Source organism: Enterobacter cloacae complex sp. R_G8 (genome assembly GCF_024599795.1).
Lineage (GTDB): Bacteria > Pseudomonadota > Gammaproteobacteria > Enterobacterales > Enterobacteriaceae > Enterobacter > Enterobacter dissolvens.
This window is the reverse complement of sequence record NZ_CP102246.1, coordinates 1,089,254-1,106,293: the sequence shown is the minus strand read 5'-3', so window position 1 is coordinate 1,106,293 and position 17,040 is coordinate 1,089,254. Positions and strand designations below refer to the sequence as shown.

15 protein-coding genes and 1 other RNA gene are annotated in these 17,040 nt (G+C 55.5%); 5 read left to right on the top strand and 11 right to left on the bottom strand.

The window, feature by feature from the left end; translation table 11 throughout:
* Positions 1-8: 8 nt before the first annotated feature.
* Positions 9-668, bottom strand: a complete 660-nt coding sequence (locus NQ842_RS05290; RefSeq protein ID WP_003863433.1) for a hemolysin III family protein — start codon at positions 666-668, stop codon at positions 9-11.
* A gap of 265 nt (positions 669-933) precedes the next feature.
* On the opposite strand from NQ842_RS05290, the gene NQ842_RS05285 reads away from it, so the two are divergent.
* Together NQ842_RS05285 and NQ842_RS05280 are read left to right on the top strand one after the other, a co-directional pair.
* Positions 934-1,665 carry a MurR/RpiR family transcriptional regulator gene (locus tag NQ842_RS05285; RefSeq protein ID WP_014833183.1) on the top strand — a complete coding sequence of 244 codons (732 nt, stop codon included), beginning with the start codon at positions 934-936 and terminating at the stop codon, positions 1,663-1,665.
* A 116-nt stretch (positions 1,666-1,781) separates the two neighbouring features.
* On the top strand, positions 1,782-3,215 hold the full coding sequence (locus NQ842_RS05280) for a 6-phospho-beta-glucosidase (RefSeq protein WP_257256595.1): 1,434 nt from the start codon (positions 1,782-1,784) through the stop codon (positions 3,213-3,215).
* An 85-nt stretch (positions 3,216-3,300) separates the two neighbouring features.
* On the opposite strand, the gene NQ842_RS05275 is transcribed toward NQ842_RS05280, so the two are convergent.
* The 8 genes from NQ842_RS05275 to NQ842_RS05240 form a co-directional block, all read right to left on the bottom strand.
* A complete protein-coding gene (locus tag NQ842_RS05275; RefSeq protein WP_013098620.1) occupies positions 3,301-4,044 on the bottom strand; it encodes an SDR family oxidoreductase in 744 nt (247 codons plus the stop codon).
* Positions 4,045-4,116: 72 nt separating this feature from the next.
* Complete coding sequence (gene gcvP, locus NQ842_RS05270) at positions 4,117-6,990, bottom strand: aminomethyl-transferring glycine dehydrogenase (protein WP_257256594.1); 2,874 nt, start codon at positions 6,988-6,990, stop codon at positions 4,117-4,119.
* Positions 6,991-7,112: 122 nt separating this feature from the next.
* Positions 7,113-7,502 (bottom strand): glycine cleavage system protein GcvH, encoded by a 390-nt coding sequence (gcvH, locus tag NQ842_RS05265; protein ID WP_013098622.1) that lies wholly within the window; start codon positions 7,500-7,502, stop codon positions 7,113-7,115.
* A gap of 23 nt (positions 7,503-7,525) precedes the next feature.
* Entirely contained in the window at positions 7,526-8,620 is a 1,095-nt protein-coding gene (gene gcvT / locus NQ842_RS05260) for a glycine cleavage system aminomethyltransferase GcvT (RefSeq protein ID WP_196372772.1), read from the bottom strand.
* 397 nt (positions 8,621-9,017) lie between these two features.
* The gene (gene ubiI, locus NQ842_RS05255; RefSeq protein WP_047361356.1) at positions 9,018-10,220 is read right to left on the bottom strand and encodes an FAD-dependent 2-octaprenylphenol hydroxylase; all 1,203 of its coding nucleotides are present in this window, start codon (positions 10,218-10,220) and stop codon (positions 9,018-9,020) included.
* 12 nt (positions 10,221-10,232) lie between these two features.
* Complete coding sequence (ubiH, locus tag NQ842_RS05250) at positions 10,233-11,411, bottom strand: 2-octaprenyl-6-methoxyphenyl hydroxylase (protein WP_257256593.1); 1,179 nt, start codon at positions 11,409-11,411, stop codon at positions 10,233-10,235.
* Positions 11,408-12,721: a Xaa-Pro aminopeptidase gene (gene pepP / locus NQ842_RS05245; RefSeq protein ID WP_257256909.1), complete on the bottom strand. Its 1,314-nt coding sequence runs from the start codon at positions 12,719-12,721 to the stop codon at positions 11,408-11,410. The genes ubiH and pepP overlap by 4 nt, the downstream gene beginning before the upstream one ends.
* A 31-nt stretch (positions 12,722-12,752) precedes the next feature.
* Positions 12,753-13,331: a YecA family protein gene (locus NQ842_RS05240; RefSeq protein WP_014833189.1), complete on the bottom strand. Its 579-nt coding sequence runs from the start codon at positions 13,329-13,331 to the stop codon at positions 12,753-12,755.
* Positions 13,332-13,499: 168 nt separating this feature from the next.
* Between NQ842_RS05240 and zapA the strand changes: the two genes are divergently transcribed.
* The 3 genes from zapA to NQ842_RS05225 all read left to right on the top strand — a co-directional run bounded on the left by zapA (position 13,500) and on the right by NQ842_RS05225 (position 14,675).
* The gene (zapA, locus tag NQ842_RS05235; RefSeq protein ID WP_006811891.1) at positions 13,500-13,829 is read left to right on the top strand and encodes a cell division protein ZapA; all 330 of its coding nucleotides are present in this window, start codon (positions 13,500-13,502) and stop codon (positions 13,827-13,829) included.
* 41 nt (positions 13,830-13,870) lie between these two features.
* Positions 13,871-14,054, top strand: a non-coding RNA gene (ssrS, locus tag NQ842_RS05230) — 6S RNA.
* Positions 14,055-14,078: 24 nt separating this feature from the next.
* Positions 14,079-14,675, top strand: a complete 597-nt coding sequence (locus NQ842_RS05225) for a 5-formyltetrahydrofolate cyclo-ligase (RefSeq protein WP_257256592.1) — start codon at positions 14,079-14,081, stop codon at positions 14,673-14,675.
* A 107-nt stretch (positions 14,676-14,782) separates the two neighbouring features.
* Here the strand turns inward: NQ842_RS05225 and serA are convergent, their stop codons facing one another.
* Both serA and rpiA read right to left on the bottom strand, forming a co-directional pair.
* Positions 14,783-16,015 carry a phosphoglycerate dehydrogenase gene (gene serA / locus NQ842_RS05220; protein ID WP_013098629.1) on the bottom strand — a complete coding sequence of 411 codons (1,233 nt, stop codon included), beginning with the start codon at positions 16,013-16,015 and terminating at the stop codon, positions 14,783-14,785.
* Positions 16,016-16,283: 268 nt separating this feature from the next.
* The gene (gene rpiA / locus NQ842_RS05215; protein WP_013098630.1) at positions 16,284-16,943 is read right to left on the bottom strand and encodes a ribose-5-phosphate isomerase RpiA; all 660 of its coding nucleotides are present in this window, start codon (positions 16,941-16,943) and stop codon (positions 16,284-16,286) included.
* Positions 16,944-17,040 lie beyond the last annotated feature (97 nt).

Below are 17,040 nucleotides of genomic sequence, written 5' to 3'. Positions count from 1 at the left end.
TGTAAAAACTACACCTGCCCCACATACAAATAAATTGCCAGGAAGTGACACACGCTGCCCCCAAGCACAAAGCCGTGCCAGATGGCATGGTTGTAAGGGATGCGCTTGCAGACATAGAAAATGACGCCCAACGAGTAGACCACGCCGCCGACGGCAAGCAAGGTCACGCCCCCTACCGCCAGCTTAATCGCCAGCTGATAAACCACTATCAGCGACAGCCAGCCCATCGTCAGATAGGTCACCAGCGACAGCACCTTAAACCGGTGCGCGATGGTCAGCTTAAACAGGATCCCCAGCAATGCCAGGCTCCAGATCACAATCATCAGGCCACGCGACAGCGGTGAGTTCAAGCCCACCAGCAGGAACGGCGTGTAGGTGCCGGCAATAAGTAGATAGATAGCGCAGTGGTCAAATTTTTTGAGCCATATCTTCGCCCGCTGATGCGGAATGGCGTGATACAGCGTCGACGCCAGAAACAGCAGGATCATACTCCCGCCATACAGGCTGTAGCTGGTAATGGCCATGGCACTGGCGTTGGTGTCCACCGCCTGCACCAGTAATAACACTAAACCGACAATCCCAAACACCAGGCCAATGCCGTGGCTGATGCTGTTGGCTACTTCCTCAGCCAGTGAATATCCCTGTGCGATTAATGGTCTGCTCACCATACAAAACTCCGGGAAAACGAAAGATGATTATTCATCGCATGACTATGCTAACTGAGAATGATTCCAGTGAACACCTGTTAGCTAAAATAATTTCAATCTATAATTTATATATAAAAATCATATATATAAAAAACCATTTCACCTTACATTTGTTCACATTAAAATTTAATCATTATGAATCAAAGGCATAAAAATGGATCCTGCCCTCCGGCTGCATGTTATGATGGATCAATGAAGTCTGAATGAGAGTTATGCCACTGTGAGTATGTTCACCCACGCCGCCATTGCCAGTCTCAATAATCTGGAAATGATGGTCTACAACTATGTCATCAAAAATCGTGACAAAGTGATGTACATGACTATCCGCGAACTGGCGGACGCGGCGGGTGTCTCCACCACCACTATCCTGCGCTTTTGCCGCAAACTCAACTGCGAAGGCTACTCTGAATTCCGCGTACGCTTTAAGCTCTATCTGGAGCAGAATGAGCCTCAGCAGGTAAATTTTGGTGCCAGTGAAATTATCAGCTTCTTTAAAAGCGTTAATAATGAAGAGTTCGATACATTATTAGATGAAGCGGTGGAGATAATATTATCGTCCGAGCGAATTATCTTTGTCGGCGCGGGGACCTCAGGCTCGCTGGCAAAATATGGCGCACGCTTCTTTTCTAATATCGGTAAATTCAGCAACCATATCGACGATCCTTATTTCCCGGTAACCAATGACATGGCCAAAAATGCGCTGGCGATTGTACTGTCGGTATCCGGTGAAACGGAAGAGATCCTGCGCTTTGCCAGCCAGTTCAGCCTGCATCACTGCAAGGTACTTTCCATTACCAGCCATGAGCATTCGCGGCTGGCAAAACTGGCCGATTTTAATCTTTCCTGGCATGTTCCACAGACACGTATTGCAGGCGTGTATGATATCACCACCCAAATCCCCGTTATTTATATTCTGGAGTCGCTCGGGCGTAAACTGGCGAAGAAATTAACAGAATAAAACATCCTGTTTTTTGCATGTAACAAATTACAATTCAGGCAAATTGTTATATCGTGACATTTAATGTCGCTTTGCTAGACTCGATTCCAATAAGTCATGAATTGAGAATAGCAACGATGAAAAAATTAACCTTACCAAAAGATTTTTTATGGGGCGGCGCGGTTGCTGCTCACCAGGTGGAAGGCGGCTGGAACAAGGACGGCAAAGGGCCGAGCATCTGTGACGTGCTGACCGGTGGCGCACATGGCGTCCCCCGTGAAATCACTCAGGAAGTGGTACCGGGTAAATACTACCCCAACCACGAGGCCATCGATTTTCACGGCCACTACAAAGAAGACATCAAGCTGTTTGCCGAGATGGGCTTCAAATGTTTCCGCACCTCTATCGCGTGGACGCGCATCTTCCCGAAAGGTGATGAAACGCAGCCTAATGAAGAAGGGCTGAAGTTTTACGACGATATGTTCGATGAGTTACTGAAGTACAACATCGAGCCGGTGATCACCCTCTCCCACTTCGAAATGCCACTGCACCTGGTGCAGGAGTATGGCGCCTGGACCAACCGTAAAGTGGTCGATTTCTTTGTCCGTTTCGCGGAAGTGGTCTTCGAGCGTTACAAAAACAAGGTCAAATACTGGATGACCTTCAACGAAATCAACAATCAGCGTAACTGGCGTGCCCCGCTGTTCGGCTACTGCTGCTCCGGTGTGGTCTATACCGAGCACGACAACCCGGAAGAGACCATGTACCAGGTGCTGCATCATCAGTTTGTGGCCAGCGCCCTGGCAGTGAAAGCTGCGCGTCGTATTAACCCGGAAATGAAGGTCGGCTGTATGCTGGCGATGGTGGCGCTCTATCCGTTCTCCTGTAAACCGGAGGACGTGATGTTTGCCCAGGAGTCCATGCGTGAACGCTACGTCTTTACCGACGTTCAGCTGCGCGGTTACTACCCGTCTTACGTACTGAATGAATGGGAGCGCCGAGGTTTCACCATTGACATGGAGCCGGGTGATGAGCAGATCCTGCGCGAAGGCACCTGCGACTACTTAGGTTTCAGCTATTACATGACGAACGCTGTCAAAGCCGAAGGCGGTACCGGCGATGCAATTTCAGGCTTTGAAGGCAGCGTGCCCAACCCGCACGTGAAAGCCTCTGACTGGGGCTGGCAGATTGACCCTGTGGGTCTGCGCTACTCTCTGTGTGAGCTATACGAGCGTTATCAGAAACCGCTGTTTATCGTCGAGAACGGTTTTGGCGCCTACGATAAAGTGGAAGAAGACGGCAGCATCAACGATGACTACCGCATCGACTATCTGCGCGCTCACGTGGAAGAGATGATCAAAGCCGTGACGCACGATGGGGTTGATCTGATGGGTTACACACCGTGGGGCTGTATCGACTGCGTCTCTTTCACCACCGGCCAGTACAGCAAGCGCTATGGCTTTATCTATGTGAACAAGCACGACGACGGCACGGGTGACATGTCGCGCTCCCGTAAGAAAAGCTTCGAGTGGTATAAAGGTGTGATTGCCAGTAACGGTGAGACGCTTTAACTCTGTAACGCCGGGCGGCGCTACGCTTGCACCGGCCTACGATTGCTCCCCTCTCCCTTTTGGGGAGAGGGTTAGGGTAAAGGGTTTACTTCCCGCCCGCTAACTCAATAAAACTGCCCGTCACGTACGACGCCTTCTCGCTCAGCAGCCAGACAATCGCCTGGGCCACCTCTTCCGGCTGGCCACCGCGCTGCATCGGCAGCAACGACTTAACGCGATCCACACGTCCCGGCTCTCCACCGTCGGCATGGATGTCGGTATAGATAAGCCCAGGGCGCACGCAGTTAACGCGGATACCTTGCGCCGCCACTTCCAGCGCTAACCCGGTTGTCAGTGAATCCACCGCCCCTTTGGACGCCGCGTAATCCACATACTCACCCGGCGCGCCCAGTCGTGACGCCGCGGAGGAGACATTCACAATCGCCCCACCCTTGCCGCCATGTTTGTGCGACATACGCTTTACCGCTTCACGGCAGCAGAGGAAATACCCCGTGACGTTGGTTGCCAGCACACGATTGATGCGTTCAGCCGAAAGATTTTCGATGGTGGATTGCTCAAACAGGATCCCGGCGTTATTTACCAGCGCGGTCAGCGGCTCCGCTTCGCGGTCAAGACTGTCGAACATCGCCAGTACCTGCGCTTCATCGCTGATATCCGCGCGCAGGGCAAAGGCTTTACCGCCCGCCCCGACGATCTGGTTGATAACGTCCGTCGCGGCCTTAATGTTATGGTGATAGTTCACCGCCACGGTGTAGCCTTCGTTTGCCAGCTGCAGCGCGGTGGCTTTACCGATACCGCGGCTGGCGCCGGTGACAAGTGCAATACCCATTCTTTTCTCCCAATAAAAAAGCCGGGTATGGCGGCTTCGCCATACCCGGCCTACGTTACTACATCAACACGATTACTGGTATTCGCTCATTGGTACGCAGGAGCAGAACAGATTACGGTCGCCGTAGACGTCATCAAGACGTTTCACGGTTGGCCAGTATTTGTTTGCCACACCGGCCGGGAAGACCGCCAGTTCACGGCTGTAACCGTGAGTCCACTCCGCCACCATTTCATGCTGCGTGTGCGGCGCATTGACCAGCGGGTTGTCTTCCAGCGTCCATTCGCCGTCCTGCACGCGGTCGATCTCCATGCGGATGGCCAGCATCGCATCAATAAAGCGGTCCAGCTCGGCTTTGCTCTCGGACTCCGTTGGCTCCACCATCAGCGTACCCGCAACCGGGAAGGACATGGTTGGTGCATGGAATCCATAGTCGATCAGACGTTTAGCAATATCCAGTTCACTGATGCCGGTCTGCTCTTTCAGCGGACGAATATCCAGAATGCACTCGTGCGCCACGCGGCCATCGCGGCCGGTGTAGAGCACCGGGTAGGCCGACTTGAGGCGGGTCGCGATGTAGTTAGCGTTCAGGATGGCCACCTGGCTTGCCTTTTTCAGCCCTTCTGCGCCCATCATGCGGATGTACATCCAGCTGATTGGCAGGATTGAGGCGCTACCAAACGGCGCCGCTGACACCGCGCCCTGACGGGTCAACATCCCTTCGATCTGCACCACGCTGTGGCCCGGAACAAACGGTGCCAGGTGCGCTTTCACGCCGATTGGCCCCATACCCGGGCCGCCACCGCCGTGCGGAATGCAGAAGGTTTTATGCAGGTTCAGGTGCGAAACGTCCGCGCCGATGAAGCCCGGCGAGGTAATGCCCACCTGCGCATTCATGTTCGCGCCATCAAGATAAACCTGGCCGCCGAACTGATGTACTACTTCGCAGACTTCACGGATGGTCTCTTCGTACACGCCGTGAGTCGACGGGTAGGTCACCATGATGCAGGAGAGCTTATCGCCCGCCTGTTCGGCTTTCGCACGCAGGTCAGCGAGGTCAATGTTGCCGTTCTTATCGCACGCCACCACGACCACTTCCATTCCCGCCATCTGGGCAGAGGCCGGGTTGGTGCCGTGGGCAGAGCTTGGGATCAGGCAAATATCACGGTGGCCTTCGTTACGACTCTCGTGATAGTGGCGGATCGCCAGCAGCCCGGCGTATTCACCCTGCGCGCCGGAGTTTGGCTGCATGCAGAGCGCGTCATAACCCGTCAGTTTCACCAGCCAGTCGGAGAGCTGGTTGATCATCAGGTGATAGCCTTCCGCCTGCTCGGCCGGGCAGAACGGGTGCAGCTCAGCAAACTCAGGCCAGGTGATAGGGATCATCTCGGCCGCCGCGTTCAGCTTCATGGTGCAGGAGCCCAGCGGGATCATCGCCTGGTTCAGCGCCAGATCCTTGCGCTCCAGAGAGTGCATATAACGCATCATCTCGGTTTCGCTGTGGTAGCGGTTAAAGACCGGGTGCGTCAGGATCGCATCGTCACGCAGCATACCGTCCTGAATAGAACGGCTGTCGAGCGCGACCTCTTTGTCCAGCGTATCGATGTCCAGACCGTGCGCGTCGCCCAGCAACACGTTAAACAGGTTGACGATATCTTCACGGGTGGTGGATTCATCAAGGGTGATGCCGACCGCGTTATGGATGTCGCTGCGCAGGTTGATTTGCGCCGCATCAGCACGTGCCAGCACCGCCGCTTTGTCCGCCACGTCAACGCACAGGGTGTCGAAGTAGTGAGCGTGACGCAGTTTAAGGCCTTTCTGCTGCAGACCGCAGGCCAGAATATCGGCCAGACGGTGAATGCGGCTGGCGATGCGTTTCAGGCCAACCGGACCGTGGAACACCGCATACAGGCTGGCGATGTTTGCCAGCAGAACCTGTGACGTACAAATGTTGGAGTTCGCTTTCTCGCGGCGGATATGCTGCTCACGCGTCTGCATCGCCATGCGCAGCGCAGTGTTACCGGCAGCGTCTTTTGACACGCCAATAATACGGCCCGGCATGGAGCGTTTGAATTCATCTTTTGCCGCAAAGAATGCTGCGTGCGGGCCGCCGTAGCCCATCGGCACACCGAAGCGTTGCGCAGAGCCGAAGACAATATCCGCACCCTGTTTGCCAGGCGCCGTTAGCAGTACCAGCGCCATAAAATCAGCGGCGACGCTGACAACGACTTTGCGGGATTTGAGTTCGGTCATCAGCGCGCTGTAGTCATGCACTTCGCCGGTGGTACCCACCTGCTGCAGCAGCACGCCAAAGACGTCCTGGTGATCCAGTACTTTGTCGGCATCATCGACAATGACGTCGAAGCCAAAGGTTTCCGCACGGGTGCGTACCACATCCAGCGTCTGCGGATGAACATCCGCCGCCACAAAGAAGCGGTTGGCGTTTTTCAGCTTGCTCACGCGCTTCGCCATCGCCATGGCTTCTGCCGCAGCAGTGGCTTCATCCAGCAGAGAGGCGGAAGCGATATCCAGTCCGGTCAGATCCAGGGTCACCTGCTGGAAGTTCAACAGCGCTTCCAGACGGCCCTGGGACACTTCCGGCTGATAGGGGGTATACGCGGTATACCAGCCCGGGTTTTCCAGCATGTTGCGCAGGATCACCGGCGGTAACTGCACGTTGGTATAACCCATGCCAATGTAAGACTTATAGCGCTTGTTAAGAGCAGCGATGGCCTTTAATTCTGCCAGCGCAGCAACTTCAGTCGTCGCCTCACCCACCTGTGGTGGCGTGGCAAGCTGGATGTCTTTTGGCACGATCTGGCCGATCAGTGCGTCTAATGAATCCGCGCCAACTGTCTTCAGCATCTCCTGCTGTTGCTGAGCATCCGGCCCAATGTGACGTTCAATGAAGGCGCCACGGTTTTCAAGCTGGCTTAAAGTCTGTGTCATGAGCGATGATTCCTGAAACGTGCAGTGAATTTAAGTTCCCTCTCCCTGTGGGAGAGGGGTAGGGTGAGGGGAAGATGGGCACCCTCACCCCTGCCCTCTCCCGAAGGGAGAGGGATAATGGCTTACTCGTCTTCTAACAGGGCTTCGTATGCGGTGGCATCCAGCAGCGCAGCAACCTGCGATTCGTCGCTGGCTTTGATCTTGAAGATCCAGCCGCCTTCATACGGCTCGCTGTTGACCAGTTCCGGGGAGTCACTCAGCGCATCATTAACGGCAATGATTTCACCGCTTACCGGTGCGTAGATATCAGATGCCGCTTTAACGGACTCCGCGACAGCGCAGTCGTCGCCCGCGCTGACGGTCGCGCCCACTTCCGGCAGGTCAACAAACACCATGTCGCCCAGCAGCTCTTGCGCGTGCTCGGTGATCCCAACGGTATAAGAGCCGTCCGCCTCTTTGCGCAGCCACTCGTGTTCTTTGCTGTATTTCAGTTCTGCTGGCACATTGCTCATTGAAGTTCTCCTGATAAAAATGATTAGGCGACCGGTTTACCGGCGCGAACAAAAATCGGTTTGGTCACGTGGACAGGCATTTCACGGTTGCGGATCTGTACCACCGCCGTTTCGCCAATGCCGGCCGGCACGCGTGCCAGTGCAATACTGTAGCCCAGCGTCGGGGAGAAGGTACCGCTGGTGATCACGCCTTCACGCGGATTGCCGTCTGCATCGGTAAAACGTACCGGCAGCTCGCCGCGCAGCACGCCTTTTTCCTTCATCACCAGGCCAACCAGCTGTTCAGTGCCCTTTTCGCGCTGCATCTCCAGCGCTTCACGGCCAATGAATTCGCGATCGGCCGGTTCCCAGGCGATGGTCCAGCCCATGTTAGCAGCCAGCGGAGAGACGCTTTCGTCCATCTCCTGACCATAAAGGTTCATGCCCGCTTCCAGACGCAGCGTATCGCGCGCGCCCAGTCCTGCTGGCTTGACGCCCGCTTCCACCAGCGCACGCCAGAAGTCGGCGGCTTTTTCATTCGGCATGGCAATTTCATAGCCCGCTTCACCGGTATAGCCGGTGGTCGCGATAAACAGATCGCCTGCCTGCACGCCGAAGAACGGCTTCATGCCAGCGGTGGCCTGACGCTGCTCGTCGTTGAACAGCGTGGCGGCTTTCGCCTGCGCGTTCGGCCCCTGCACCGCGATCAGAGACAGATCATCACGTACGGTGATGTCGATGGCATACGGTTCGGCGTGTTGGGTAATCCAGGAGAGGTCTTTTTCGCGGGTGGCGGAGTTTACAACGAGGCGGAAGAAATCTTCAGTGAAATAGTAGACGATGAGGTCATCAATCACGCCGCCGGAGGCATTTAGCATGCCGGTGTAGAGCGCTTTACCTGGCGTCTTCAGTTTTGCGACGTCGTTTGCCAGCAGATAACGCAAAAACTCCCGGGTGCGGCTACCGCGCAGATCGACAATCGTCATGTGGGACACGTCGAACATACCGGCATCGGTGCGTACCGCGTGGTGCTCATCAATCTGTGAGCCGTAATGCAGCGGCATCATCCAGCCGTGAAAGTCCACCATACGTGCACCGCATAACACGTGTTGTTCGTACAAAGGAGTCTGTTGAGCCATCTTTTCCTCGTTGAAAAATTCACCGTGAATCCCGGTATCGGCCCCGTTCCCCGGCGCCGACGCAAACGTTCTCTTTTACCTGAACTTACCACCGAAACCGGCGATTAACCATAAGGTAAAACAGGTCATCACATTAGCTTATGACCAAAAAACGCTGAAAAGCCTACAGAGTTATTCACTGGTAAAATGCGATTCAACCCGCATAAAATTAACAACAATCTAACAAGATTTAGCACATGGTGATATTTCGTGCGGAAAAACGGGCCGAATTTCCGCAACACGAAAATAGCCAGATTAGATTATCTAATGCGAAAAATGACGTGAAATTAGAATATTTCAAACGAGCATATTTACCCGGCGCAGAGGCCGGGTAAATAAAGTGTGACGGGGGTCTAAATCAGCGTAGCCAGTCAGGCAGGTCGTTAAGACCCATCGCCTGGCGAAGAAGTTGAGGTTTTACGCCTGGAAGGGTGTCGGCAAGTTTGAGGCCGATGTCGCGCAGCAGTTTTTTCGCCGGGTTTGCCCCGGCAAACAGCTCGCGAAAGCCCTGCATGCCTGCCAGCATCACCGCCGCGCTGTGCTTGCGGCTACGTTCGTAGCGACGCAGGTAGAGATGCTGGCCGATGTCTTTACCTTCGCGGTGCAGACGGCGCAACTCATTCACCAACTCTGCCGCATCCATAAAGCCGAGGTTAACCCCCTGCCCGGCCAGCGGATGAATGGTATGCGCCGCGTCACCCACCAGCGCGAGACGGTGTGCCGCAAACTGGCGCGCGTAGCGGCCGGTCAATGGGAATACCAAACGTTCGCTCTCAAGGGTGCACAGCCCAAGACGGTTATCAAACGCCATGCACAGCGCCTGATTAAACGCCTCTGGCGTCGCCTCGCGCATCAGCTGTGCTTTTTCCGGCACCAGAGACCAGACGATCGAGCACAGGTGCGGATCGCTCAGCGGCAGAAACGCCAGAATGCCATCGTTATGGAAAATCTGGCGCGCAACGCCACCGTGCGGCTCTTCAGTACGGATGGTCGCGACCAGCGCATGATGACGATAGTCCCAGAAGGTCAGGGGAATATCCGCCTTGTTACGCAGCCAGGAGTTTGCGCCATCCGCGCCCACCACCAGCCGTGCGGTCAACATATCGCCGCTCTGCAGGGTGATAAACGCTTCGTTTTCCCCCCACGCCACCTGCTGGATTTGCGCGGGCGCGATCAGGGTGATATCGCTGCAGGATTGCGCTTTTTGCCATAACGCATGGTGAATGACGGCATTTTCGATGATATGACCCAGATGGCTATAGCCCATACTTTCATCATCAAACGCGATATGGCCAAAGCTGTCTTTGTCCCACACTTCCATCCCGTGATAGCAGCTGGCACGCTGCGCCACGATATCTGACCAGACGCCAAGGCGCGTCAGTAGTTTTTCGCTGGCGGCGTTGATTGCCGAGACGCGCAGTTCCGGTGGCGCATCGTGCGCAACTGGCTGAGGCAGATTTTGTTCCAGCACGGCCACGCGCAGACCGCTGCCCTGTAAACCACAGGCCAGCGCCAGCCCTACCATTCCGCCGCCCACAATGGCGACATCAACATTTTGCACGATGATAACTCCTTAACGCGCGACCCAACCAAGGGTCCGCTGCGCCAGCACGTCACGTGCCGGAATGAATAATTCCATCGCCATCAGCCCAAGGTTGCGGCCTGCAACCAGCGGTGCCCAGCGATTGGCAAACAGATGTACCAGGCCATCGGTGACGCCGATAGTCGCTTCTTTATCCGCCCGGCGTCGCTTTTGATAATGGCTGAGCACCGGATACGCACCGCAATCTTTTTGCTCATGCCACGCCTGGGACAGAGTCTCTGCCAGGCTCATCACGTCGCGCAACCCAAGGTTGAAGCCTTGCCCGGCGATTGGGTGCAGCGTTTGTGCGGCATTGCCCACCAGCGCCACGCGATGGGAGATGGACTGAGATGCCGTGGTCAGCGACAGCGGGTAAACAGCGCGTTTTCCCGCATGGGTAATACGCCCCAGCCGCCAGCCAAAGGCTTTTTGCAGCTCGGAACAAAAACGTTCGTCGGACCAGGCCTCAACGTCAGCCGCTTTATCCTGGGGATGACACCACACCAGCGAGCAGCGTCCGTTTGACATCGGCAGCATGGCCAGCGGGCCGTGCTGGGTGAAACGCTCAAACGCTCTGCCATTGTGTTCTCCCGCCGTGGAGACGTTAGCAATAACGGCGACCTGCCCGTAAGGCTGCGAGCGCCATTCCACGCCGCACTGGGTGCCAAGCGCAGAACGAGAACCATCGGCGGCGACCAGAAGCTGGCCATCGAGAACCGTGCCGTTTTCCAGCGTCACGCTGACCGCCTCTTCGCTACGGCTAAAGCTGGCGACGCGCGCCGGGCAATGCAGCGTCACGCCCGGGGCATCCTGCAATAAACGGAACAGACGCAGCCCGACGTCGTGAAGTTCAACCACCCTGCCTAACGCATCGATGCGGTAATCCTGGGCGTCCAGCGTCACAAACCCGGCATGGCCACGATCGCTGACGTGAACGGTATTAATCGCCGTCGCACAATCCGCAATCGCCTGCCAGATGCCAATGCGCGCGAGCTGCTGGCATGTCCCCTGTGCCAGCGCAATGGCGCGGGCATCAAAACCAGGATGATCGGACGCCTCTGGCGCCACGGCCTCCACCAGATGGACCGGGAGTTGCCCTTTCGTCAAATGCGAGATGGCCAGCGCCAGCGTAGCTCCCGTCATCCCCCCGCCAACGATAATCACGCTCATGGGCGTGCCGCTGCCATCAGCGCCTCAATGTCATCGGCGCTTTTCACCACGCCCGCGGTCAGGTTTTCGTTACCGGTTTCGGTGATGACAATGTCATCTTCGATGCGAATGCCAATTCCACGGTACGCTTCCGGCACGTCGGCATCCGGCGCAATGTAGAGCCCCGGTTCAACGGTCAGCACCATCCCCGGCTCCAGCACGCGAGAACGTTCTGCACCATACGCGCCCACATCATGCACATCCAGCCCCAGCCAGTGGCTCAGGCCGTGCATAAAGTAGGGGCGATGCGCATTTTCAGCAATCAGGGTATCCACATCACCGTTCAGGATCCCGAGCCTTACGAGGCCGGTAATCATGATGCGCACCACTTCGCCGGTCACTTCCTGGATGGAGGTACCGGGGCGATAGAGCGTCAGCGCCGTCTCAAGGGATTCAAGGACGATGTCATAAATCTCGCGCTGCGCGGGTGAGAACTTACCGTTCACCGGGGACGTACGGGTAATGTCGCCCGCATAGCCCTGGTATTCGCAACCCGCATCAATCAGTACCAGATCGCCGTCACGCAGCTCACTTTCGTTTTCGGTGTAGTGCAGAATACAGCCGTTTTCGCCGCCGCCGACAATGGTGTTGTAGGAGGGATAGCGGGCACCGTGGCGGTTAAATTCGTGGTGGATCTCGCCTTCCAGCTGATATTCAAACATGCCTGGACGGCACTTCTCCATCGCCCTTGTGTGTGCCAGTGCGCTGATTTCGCCTGCACGACGCATCACGTCCAGCTCTTCTTGCGATTTGAACAGGCGCATCTCGTGGACCACCGGACGCCAGTCCGTCAGCGTGGCCGGGGCAGAGAGATTCTGACGGGAGCCTTTACGCAGCTTGTCCAGCGCGGTAAAGACTATCTCATCGGCATACGCATACTCGCCCTGCGCGTGGTAAAGCACATCCAGCCCGTTCAGCAACTGATAGAGCTGCTGGTTGATTTCGCTGAATGCCAGTGCACGGTCCACACCCAGTTTTGCTGGCGCGGCCTCTTGCCCCAGACGTCGACCGAACCAGATTTCCGCCGTGAGATCCCGAACGCGGTTGAAAATCACGCTGTGGTTGTGGGTGTCATTGCTCTTGATCAGCACCAGTACCGCCTCCGGTTCATTGAACCCGGTGAAGTACCAGAAATCGCTGTTCTGACGATAGGGGTATTCACTGTCGGCGCTGCGCGTCACTTCGGGCGCGGCAAAAATCAGCGCTGCGCTTCCTGGCTGCATTTTTGCCAACAGCGCCTGACGACGACGGGAATACTCTTGATTCGAGATAACCATGACACCCTCCTGTGCGTTATTTTTCTTAATGTAAGGTTGGCTTACGGACTTCCGGTGCGGTTGGCTTTGAGCGCGTAAAGTTGTCGTGGCACAGCAGTGCCGCCACGCGAACGTACTCGATGATCTCTTCGAGAGACATCTCCAGCTCTTCCTGATCTTCTTCTTCGTCGTAACCCAGTTGCGCGATGTTACGCAAATCGTCGATCGCTTCACCCGCTTCGCCGGTGACTTTATCAAGCTTAGGCTGCGTGACGCCCAGCCCCAGCAGATAGTGGTTTACCCAACCGGCCAGCGCATCGGCGCGATCGAACACGCTGACATCGTCGCCTTCAGGCAGATAAAGCTGAAAAAGGAAGCCATCGTCTTCCAGCGAATCGCTGATTGCCGAGTGCATTTTTCGCAGCGCTTCCGCCAGTTCATGACCAAACGCCAGCCCTTCGTTCGTGAGGTCGTGGATCAGCGGCTGCCATGAGCTGTCGCTGTTTCCGCCGCATAGCATGCCACTGATCAGACCGTGCATTTCGGCAGGGGTTAAACCCACACCCTGCTGGTTCAGTAACTGGTTTAAATCGTTGTAACCAGGCATTTCGTTCTGTATAGACATGAGCTTTCGTCATCAAAGGGAGGAATATTCATGATATGCTACCACTTTGGACCCTGGTGATACCAGAAAAGGGCTTGTATCTTCACATCAGGGTAGCTATAGTGTCGCCCCTTCGCAGCCCCCGGGGCAGTAAGCGAAGGCAGCGCAGTCAATCAGCAGGAAGGTGGCATGTCTGCACAACCCGTCGATCTCCAGATTTTTGGCCGTTCACTGCGAGTGAATTGTCCTCCTGAACAAAGGGATGCTTTGAATCAGGCTGCGGACGATTTGAATCAGCGGTTGCAAGATCTTAAAGAACGCACTAGAGTCACAAATACTGAGCAGCTGGTTTTTATCGCCGCGTTGAACATCAGCTATGAACTGACTCAGGAAAAAGCGAAGACCCGCGACTACGCGGCAAGCATGGAGCAGCGCATTAAAATGCTCCAGCAGACCATAGAACAGGCGTTGCTTGATCAAGGTCGCAATCCCGAAAGACCGGGACCAAAGTTTGAATAACACTTCTCAGTTGACTATGGTAGAGTAACTGTGAAGACAAAATTTCTCTGAGATGTTCGCAAGCGGGCCAGTCCCCTGAGCCGATATTTCATACCACAAGAATGTGGCGCTCCATGGTTGGTGAGCATGCTCGGTTCGTCCGAGAAGCCTTAAAACTATGACGACACATTCACCTTGAACCAAGGGTTCAAGGGTTACAGCCTGCGGCGGCATCTCGGAGATTCCCTCACTCTTCTTCTACCCACTACCATGACCCAATTCCCTGAAGTTTCTGCCTCACGCCAGGACATTCGTCAGTTAATTCGTGAACGTCGCCGGGCGTTAACCCCTGAACAGCAAACGCATTTTGCCCAACAGGCCGCCGCACGCATGATGGCGTATCCGCCTGTAGTGATGGCGCATACCGTCGCGCTGTTTCTCTCTTTTGATGGTGAGCTGGATACGCAGCCGCTCATCGAACAACTCTGGCGAGCCGGAAAGCGGGTTTACCTGCCTGTGCTGCATCCGTTTAGCGCCGGGAATCTGCTGTTTCTGCACTACCACCCGCACAGCGAACTGGTTGTGAATCGTCTGAAAATCACCGAGCCGAAGCTGGATGTGCGCGACGTGCTGCCGCTGTCACAGCTGGACGTACTGATTACGCCGCTGGTGGCGTTTGATGAACAGGGCCAGCGTTTAGGAATGGGCGGGGGGTTCTATGACAGAACGTTGCAAAACTGGCAGCAGTACGGGTTGCAGCCGGTGGGTTATGCGCATGATTGTCAGGCGGTGGAAGCCTTGCCGGTCGAGAAGTGGGATGTGCCGTTGCCGGCGGTGGTGACGCCATCGAAGTTGTGGGAATGGTGAAACAGGCGTGCAGCCTGATGCCCCCACCCCAGCCCTCTCCCACAGGGAGAGGGAGAAAACATAAAAAACGGTAACTCTCGTTACCGTTTTGCATTTACCTCACACCCTCAGTACAGCAGACGCGCGCGAATCGTCCCCGGAATGGCCTTCATGCTCTGCAGCGCTTTCTCGGCCACATCTTCATCTGCTTCGATATCAATCACCACGTAACCCATCTGCGAGTTCGTCTGCAGATACTGCGCGGCAATGTTGACGCTCTGCTCAGCAAAGATCTGGTTGATGGCGGTCAGCACGCCCGGACGGTTTTCGTGAATGTGCAGCAGACGACGACCACCGTGCAGCGGCAGCGACACTTCCGGGAAGTTAACGGCCGAGAGCGTTGAGCCGTTATCGGAGTATTTGCTCAGTTTACCCGCCACTTCCAGGCCGATGTTCTCCTGCGCTTCCTGAGTAGAACCACCGATGTGTGGCGTCAGGATCACGTTGTCGAACTCGCACAGCGGAGAGTTAAACGGATCGCTGTTGGTCGCAGGCTCCGTCGGGAAGACATCGATAGCCGCCCCCGCCAGATGCTTACGCTTCAGGGCATCGCACAGCGCGGGAATATCGACAACCGTACCGCGTGCGGCATTGATCAGCAGTGAACCCGGTTTCATCAGCGCCAGCTCTTCTGCGCCCATCATGTTTTTGGTTGAGGCGTTTTCCGGCACATGCAGGCTCACCACGTCACTCATGTTCAGCAGGTCAGAAAGATGTTGAACCTGAGTCGCGTTCCCCAGCGGCAGTTTGCTTTCGATGTCGTAGAAGTAAACATGCATCCCCAGGGATTCAGCCAGGATACCCAGTTGGGTACCAATGTGGCCGTAACCGATGATACCCAGTTTTTTACCGCGCGCTTCATAAGAGCCCGCGGCCAGTTTGTTCCACACGCCGCGGTGGGCTTTGGCGTTAGCTTCCGGAATACCACGCAGCAGCAGCAGCAGTTCGCCAATCACCAGCTCCGCCACGGAACGGGTGTTGGAGAACGGGGCGTTGAAGACCGGGATACCGCGTTTTGCGGCAGCATTCAGGTCAACCTGGTTGGTACCGATGCAGAAACAGCCGATAGCGACCAGCTTTTCCGCCGCAGCAATAACATCTTCAGTCAGGTGAGTACGGGATCGCAGGCCGATGAAGTGGGCATCACGGATGGACGCTTTCAGCTCTTCAGTATCCAGCGCGCCTTTGTGAAATTCGATGTTGGTGTAACCTGCCGCGCGAAGGCTATCGAGTGCTTTTTGATGCACGCCTTCTACTAGCAGGAATTTAATCTTGTCTTTCTCCAGTGATACCTTTGCCATTTACCCGACCCTGTTTTTTTGTCTGAACTGATGTTGTGCTGGATTGAAATCCGCTTAGCCAACATATCAAAAAAAACTATTGCAGCAATATGAACGTTTGCGTCGGCACTCTGAAGAAAAGTCATACAGCGCAAAATAGCAGAGTAAAATGCTGTAAATACTTGTGAATACGGAAGGTTCAGCAAGAGAGGGACAAAAAACGTGACACAAGTCACCGAATTTAGCTTTTCAAAAATTTTTTAGCGGGGGGAGTGCTCCCCCCGTCAGATCATTTTACGATGGTTTTCACGCCATCAGCCGTGCCGATCAGCGCAACATCCGCACCACGGTTGGCAAATAACCCTACGGTGACAACGCCCGGGATGCCGTTGATGGCATTTTCAAGCGCAATCGCGTCAAGAATTTCCAGGCCATGCACGTCGAGGATCACGTTACCGTTATCGGTGACCACACCCTGACGGTATTCCGGACGGCCACCCAGTTTTACTAGCTCACGTGCCACGGCACTGCGCGCCATCGGGATCACTTCAACCGGCAGCGGGAATTTACCCAGAATATCGACCTGTTTGGATGCATCTGCGATACAGATGAATTTATCCGCGACAGAGGCGATGATCTTTTCACGCGTCAGCGCCGCACCGCCGCCTTTGATCATCTGCATATGCCCGTTGATTTCATCCGCGCCATCAACGTAGATCCCCAGACGGTCCACTTCGTTCAGATCGAAAACGGTAATGCCGAGGCTTTTCAGCTTTTCCGTGGAAGCATCGGAGCTCGAAACCGCGCCCTCGATCTGCCCCTTCATCGTGCCCAGCGCATCGATAAAGTGTGCCGCCGTCGACCCCGTACCCACACCGACGATAGTACCCGGTTGCACGTACTGGAGCGCGGCCCATCCTACTGCTTTTTTCAGTTCATCCTGCGTCATGATCGTTTTGCCTGTGGTATGAAAACTTAGGGCGCATTATAGAACACGTGAGGTGGAATTCGTCTGCCACAAAGGGAAAATTGTGTCATAGTGCAGA

What these genes read in the sequence shown, in the direction of transcription:
- NQ842_RS05290 (WP_003863433.1), bottom strand. Translation starts at nt 668, where the DNA reads ATGGTGAGCAGACCATTAATCGCACAGGGATATTCACTGGCTGAGGAA.
- NQ842_RS05285 (WP_014833183.1), top strand. Translation starts at nt 934, where the DNA reads ATGTTCACCCACGCCGCCATTGCCAGTCTCAATAATCTGGAAATGATG.
- NQ842_RS05280 (WP_257256595.1), top strand. Translation starts at nt 1,782, where the DNA reads ATGAAAAAATTAACCTTACCAAAAGATTTTTTATGGGGCGGCGCGGTT.
- NQ842_RS05275 (WP_013098620.1), bottom strand. Translation starts at nt 4,044, where the DNA reads ATGGGTATTGCACTTGTCACCGGCGCCAGCCGCGGTATCGGTAAAGCC.
- gcvP (WP_257256594.1), bottom strand. Translation starts at nt 6,990, where the DNA reads ATGACACAGACTTTAAGCCAGCTTGAAAACCGTGGCGCCTTCATTGAA.
- gcvH (WP_013098622.1), bottom strand. Translation starts at nt 7,502, where the DNA reads ATGAGCAATGTGCCAGCAGAACTGAAATACAGCAAAGAACACGAGTGG.
- gcvT (WP_196372772.1), bottom strand. Translation starts at nt 8,620, where the DNA reads ATGGCTCAACAGACTCCTTTGTACGAACAACACGTGTTATGCGGTGCA.
- ubiH (WP_257256593.1), bottom strand. Translation starts at nt 11,411, where the DNA reads ATGAGCGTGATTATCGTTGGCGGGGGGATGACGGGAGCTACGCTGGCG.
- NQ842_RS05240 (WP_014833189.1), bottom strand. Translation starts at nt 13,331, where the DNA reads ATGTCTATACAGAACGAAATGCCTGGTTACAACGATTTAAACCAGTTA.
- zapA (WP_006811891.1), top strand. Translation starts at nt 13,500, where the DNA reads ATGTCTGCACAACCCGTCGATCTCCAGATTTTTGGCCGTTCACTGCGA.
- NQ842_RS05225 (WP_257256592.1), top strand. Translation starts at nt 14,079, where the DNA reads ATGACCCAATTCCCTGAAGTTTCTGCCTCACGCCAGGACATTCGTCAG.
- serA (WP_013098629.1), bottom strand. Translation starts at nt 16,015, where the DNA reads ATGGCAAAGGTATCACTGGAGAAAGACAAGATTAAATTCCTGCTAGTA.
- rpiA (WP_013098630.1), bottom strand. Translation starts at nt 16,943, where the DNA reads ATGACGCAGGATGAACTGAAAAAAGCAGTAGGATGGGCCGCGCTCCAG.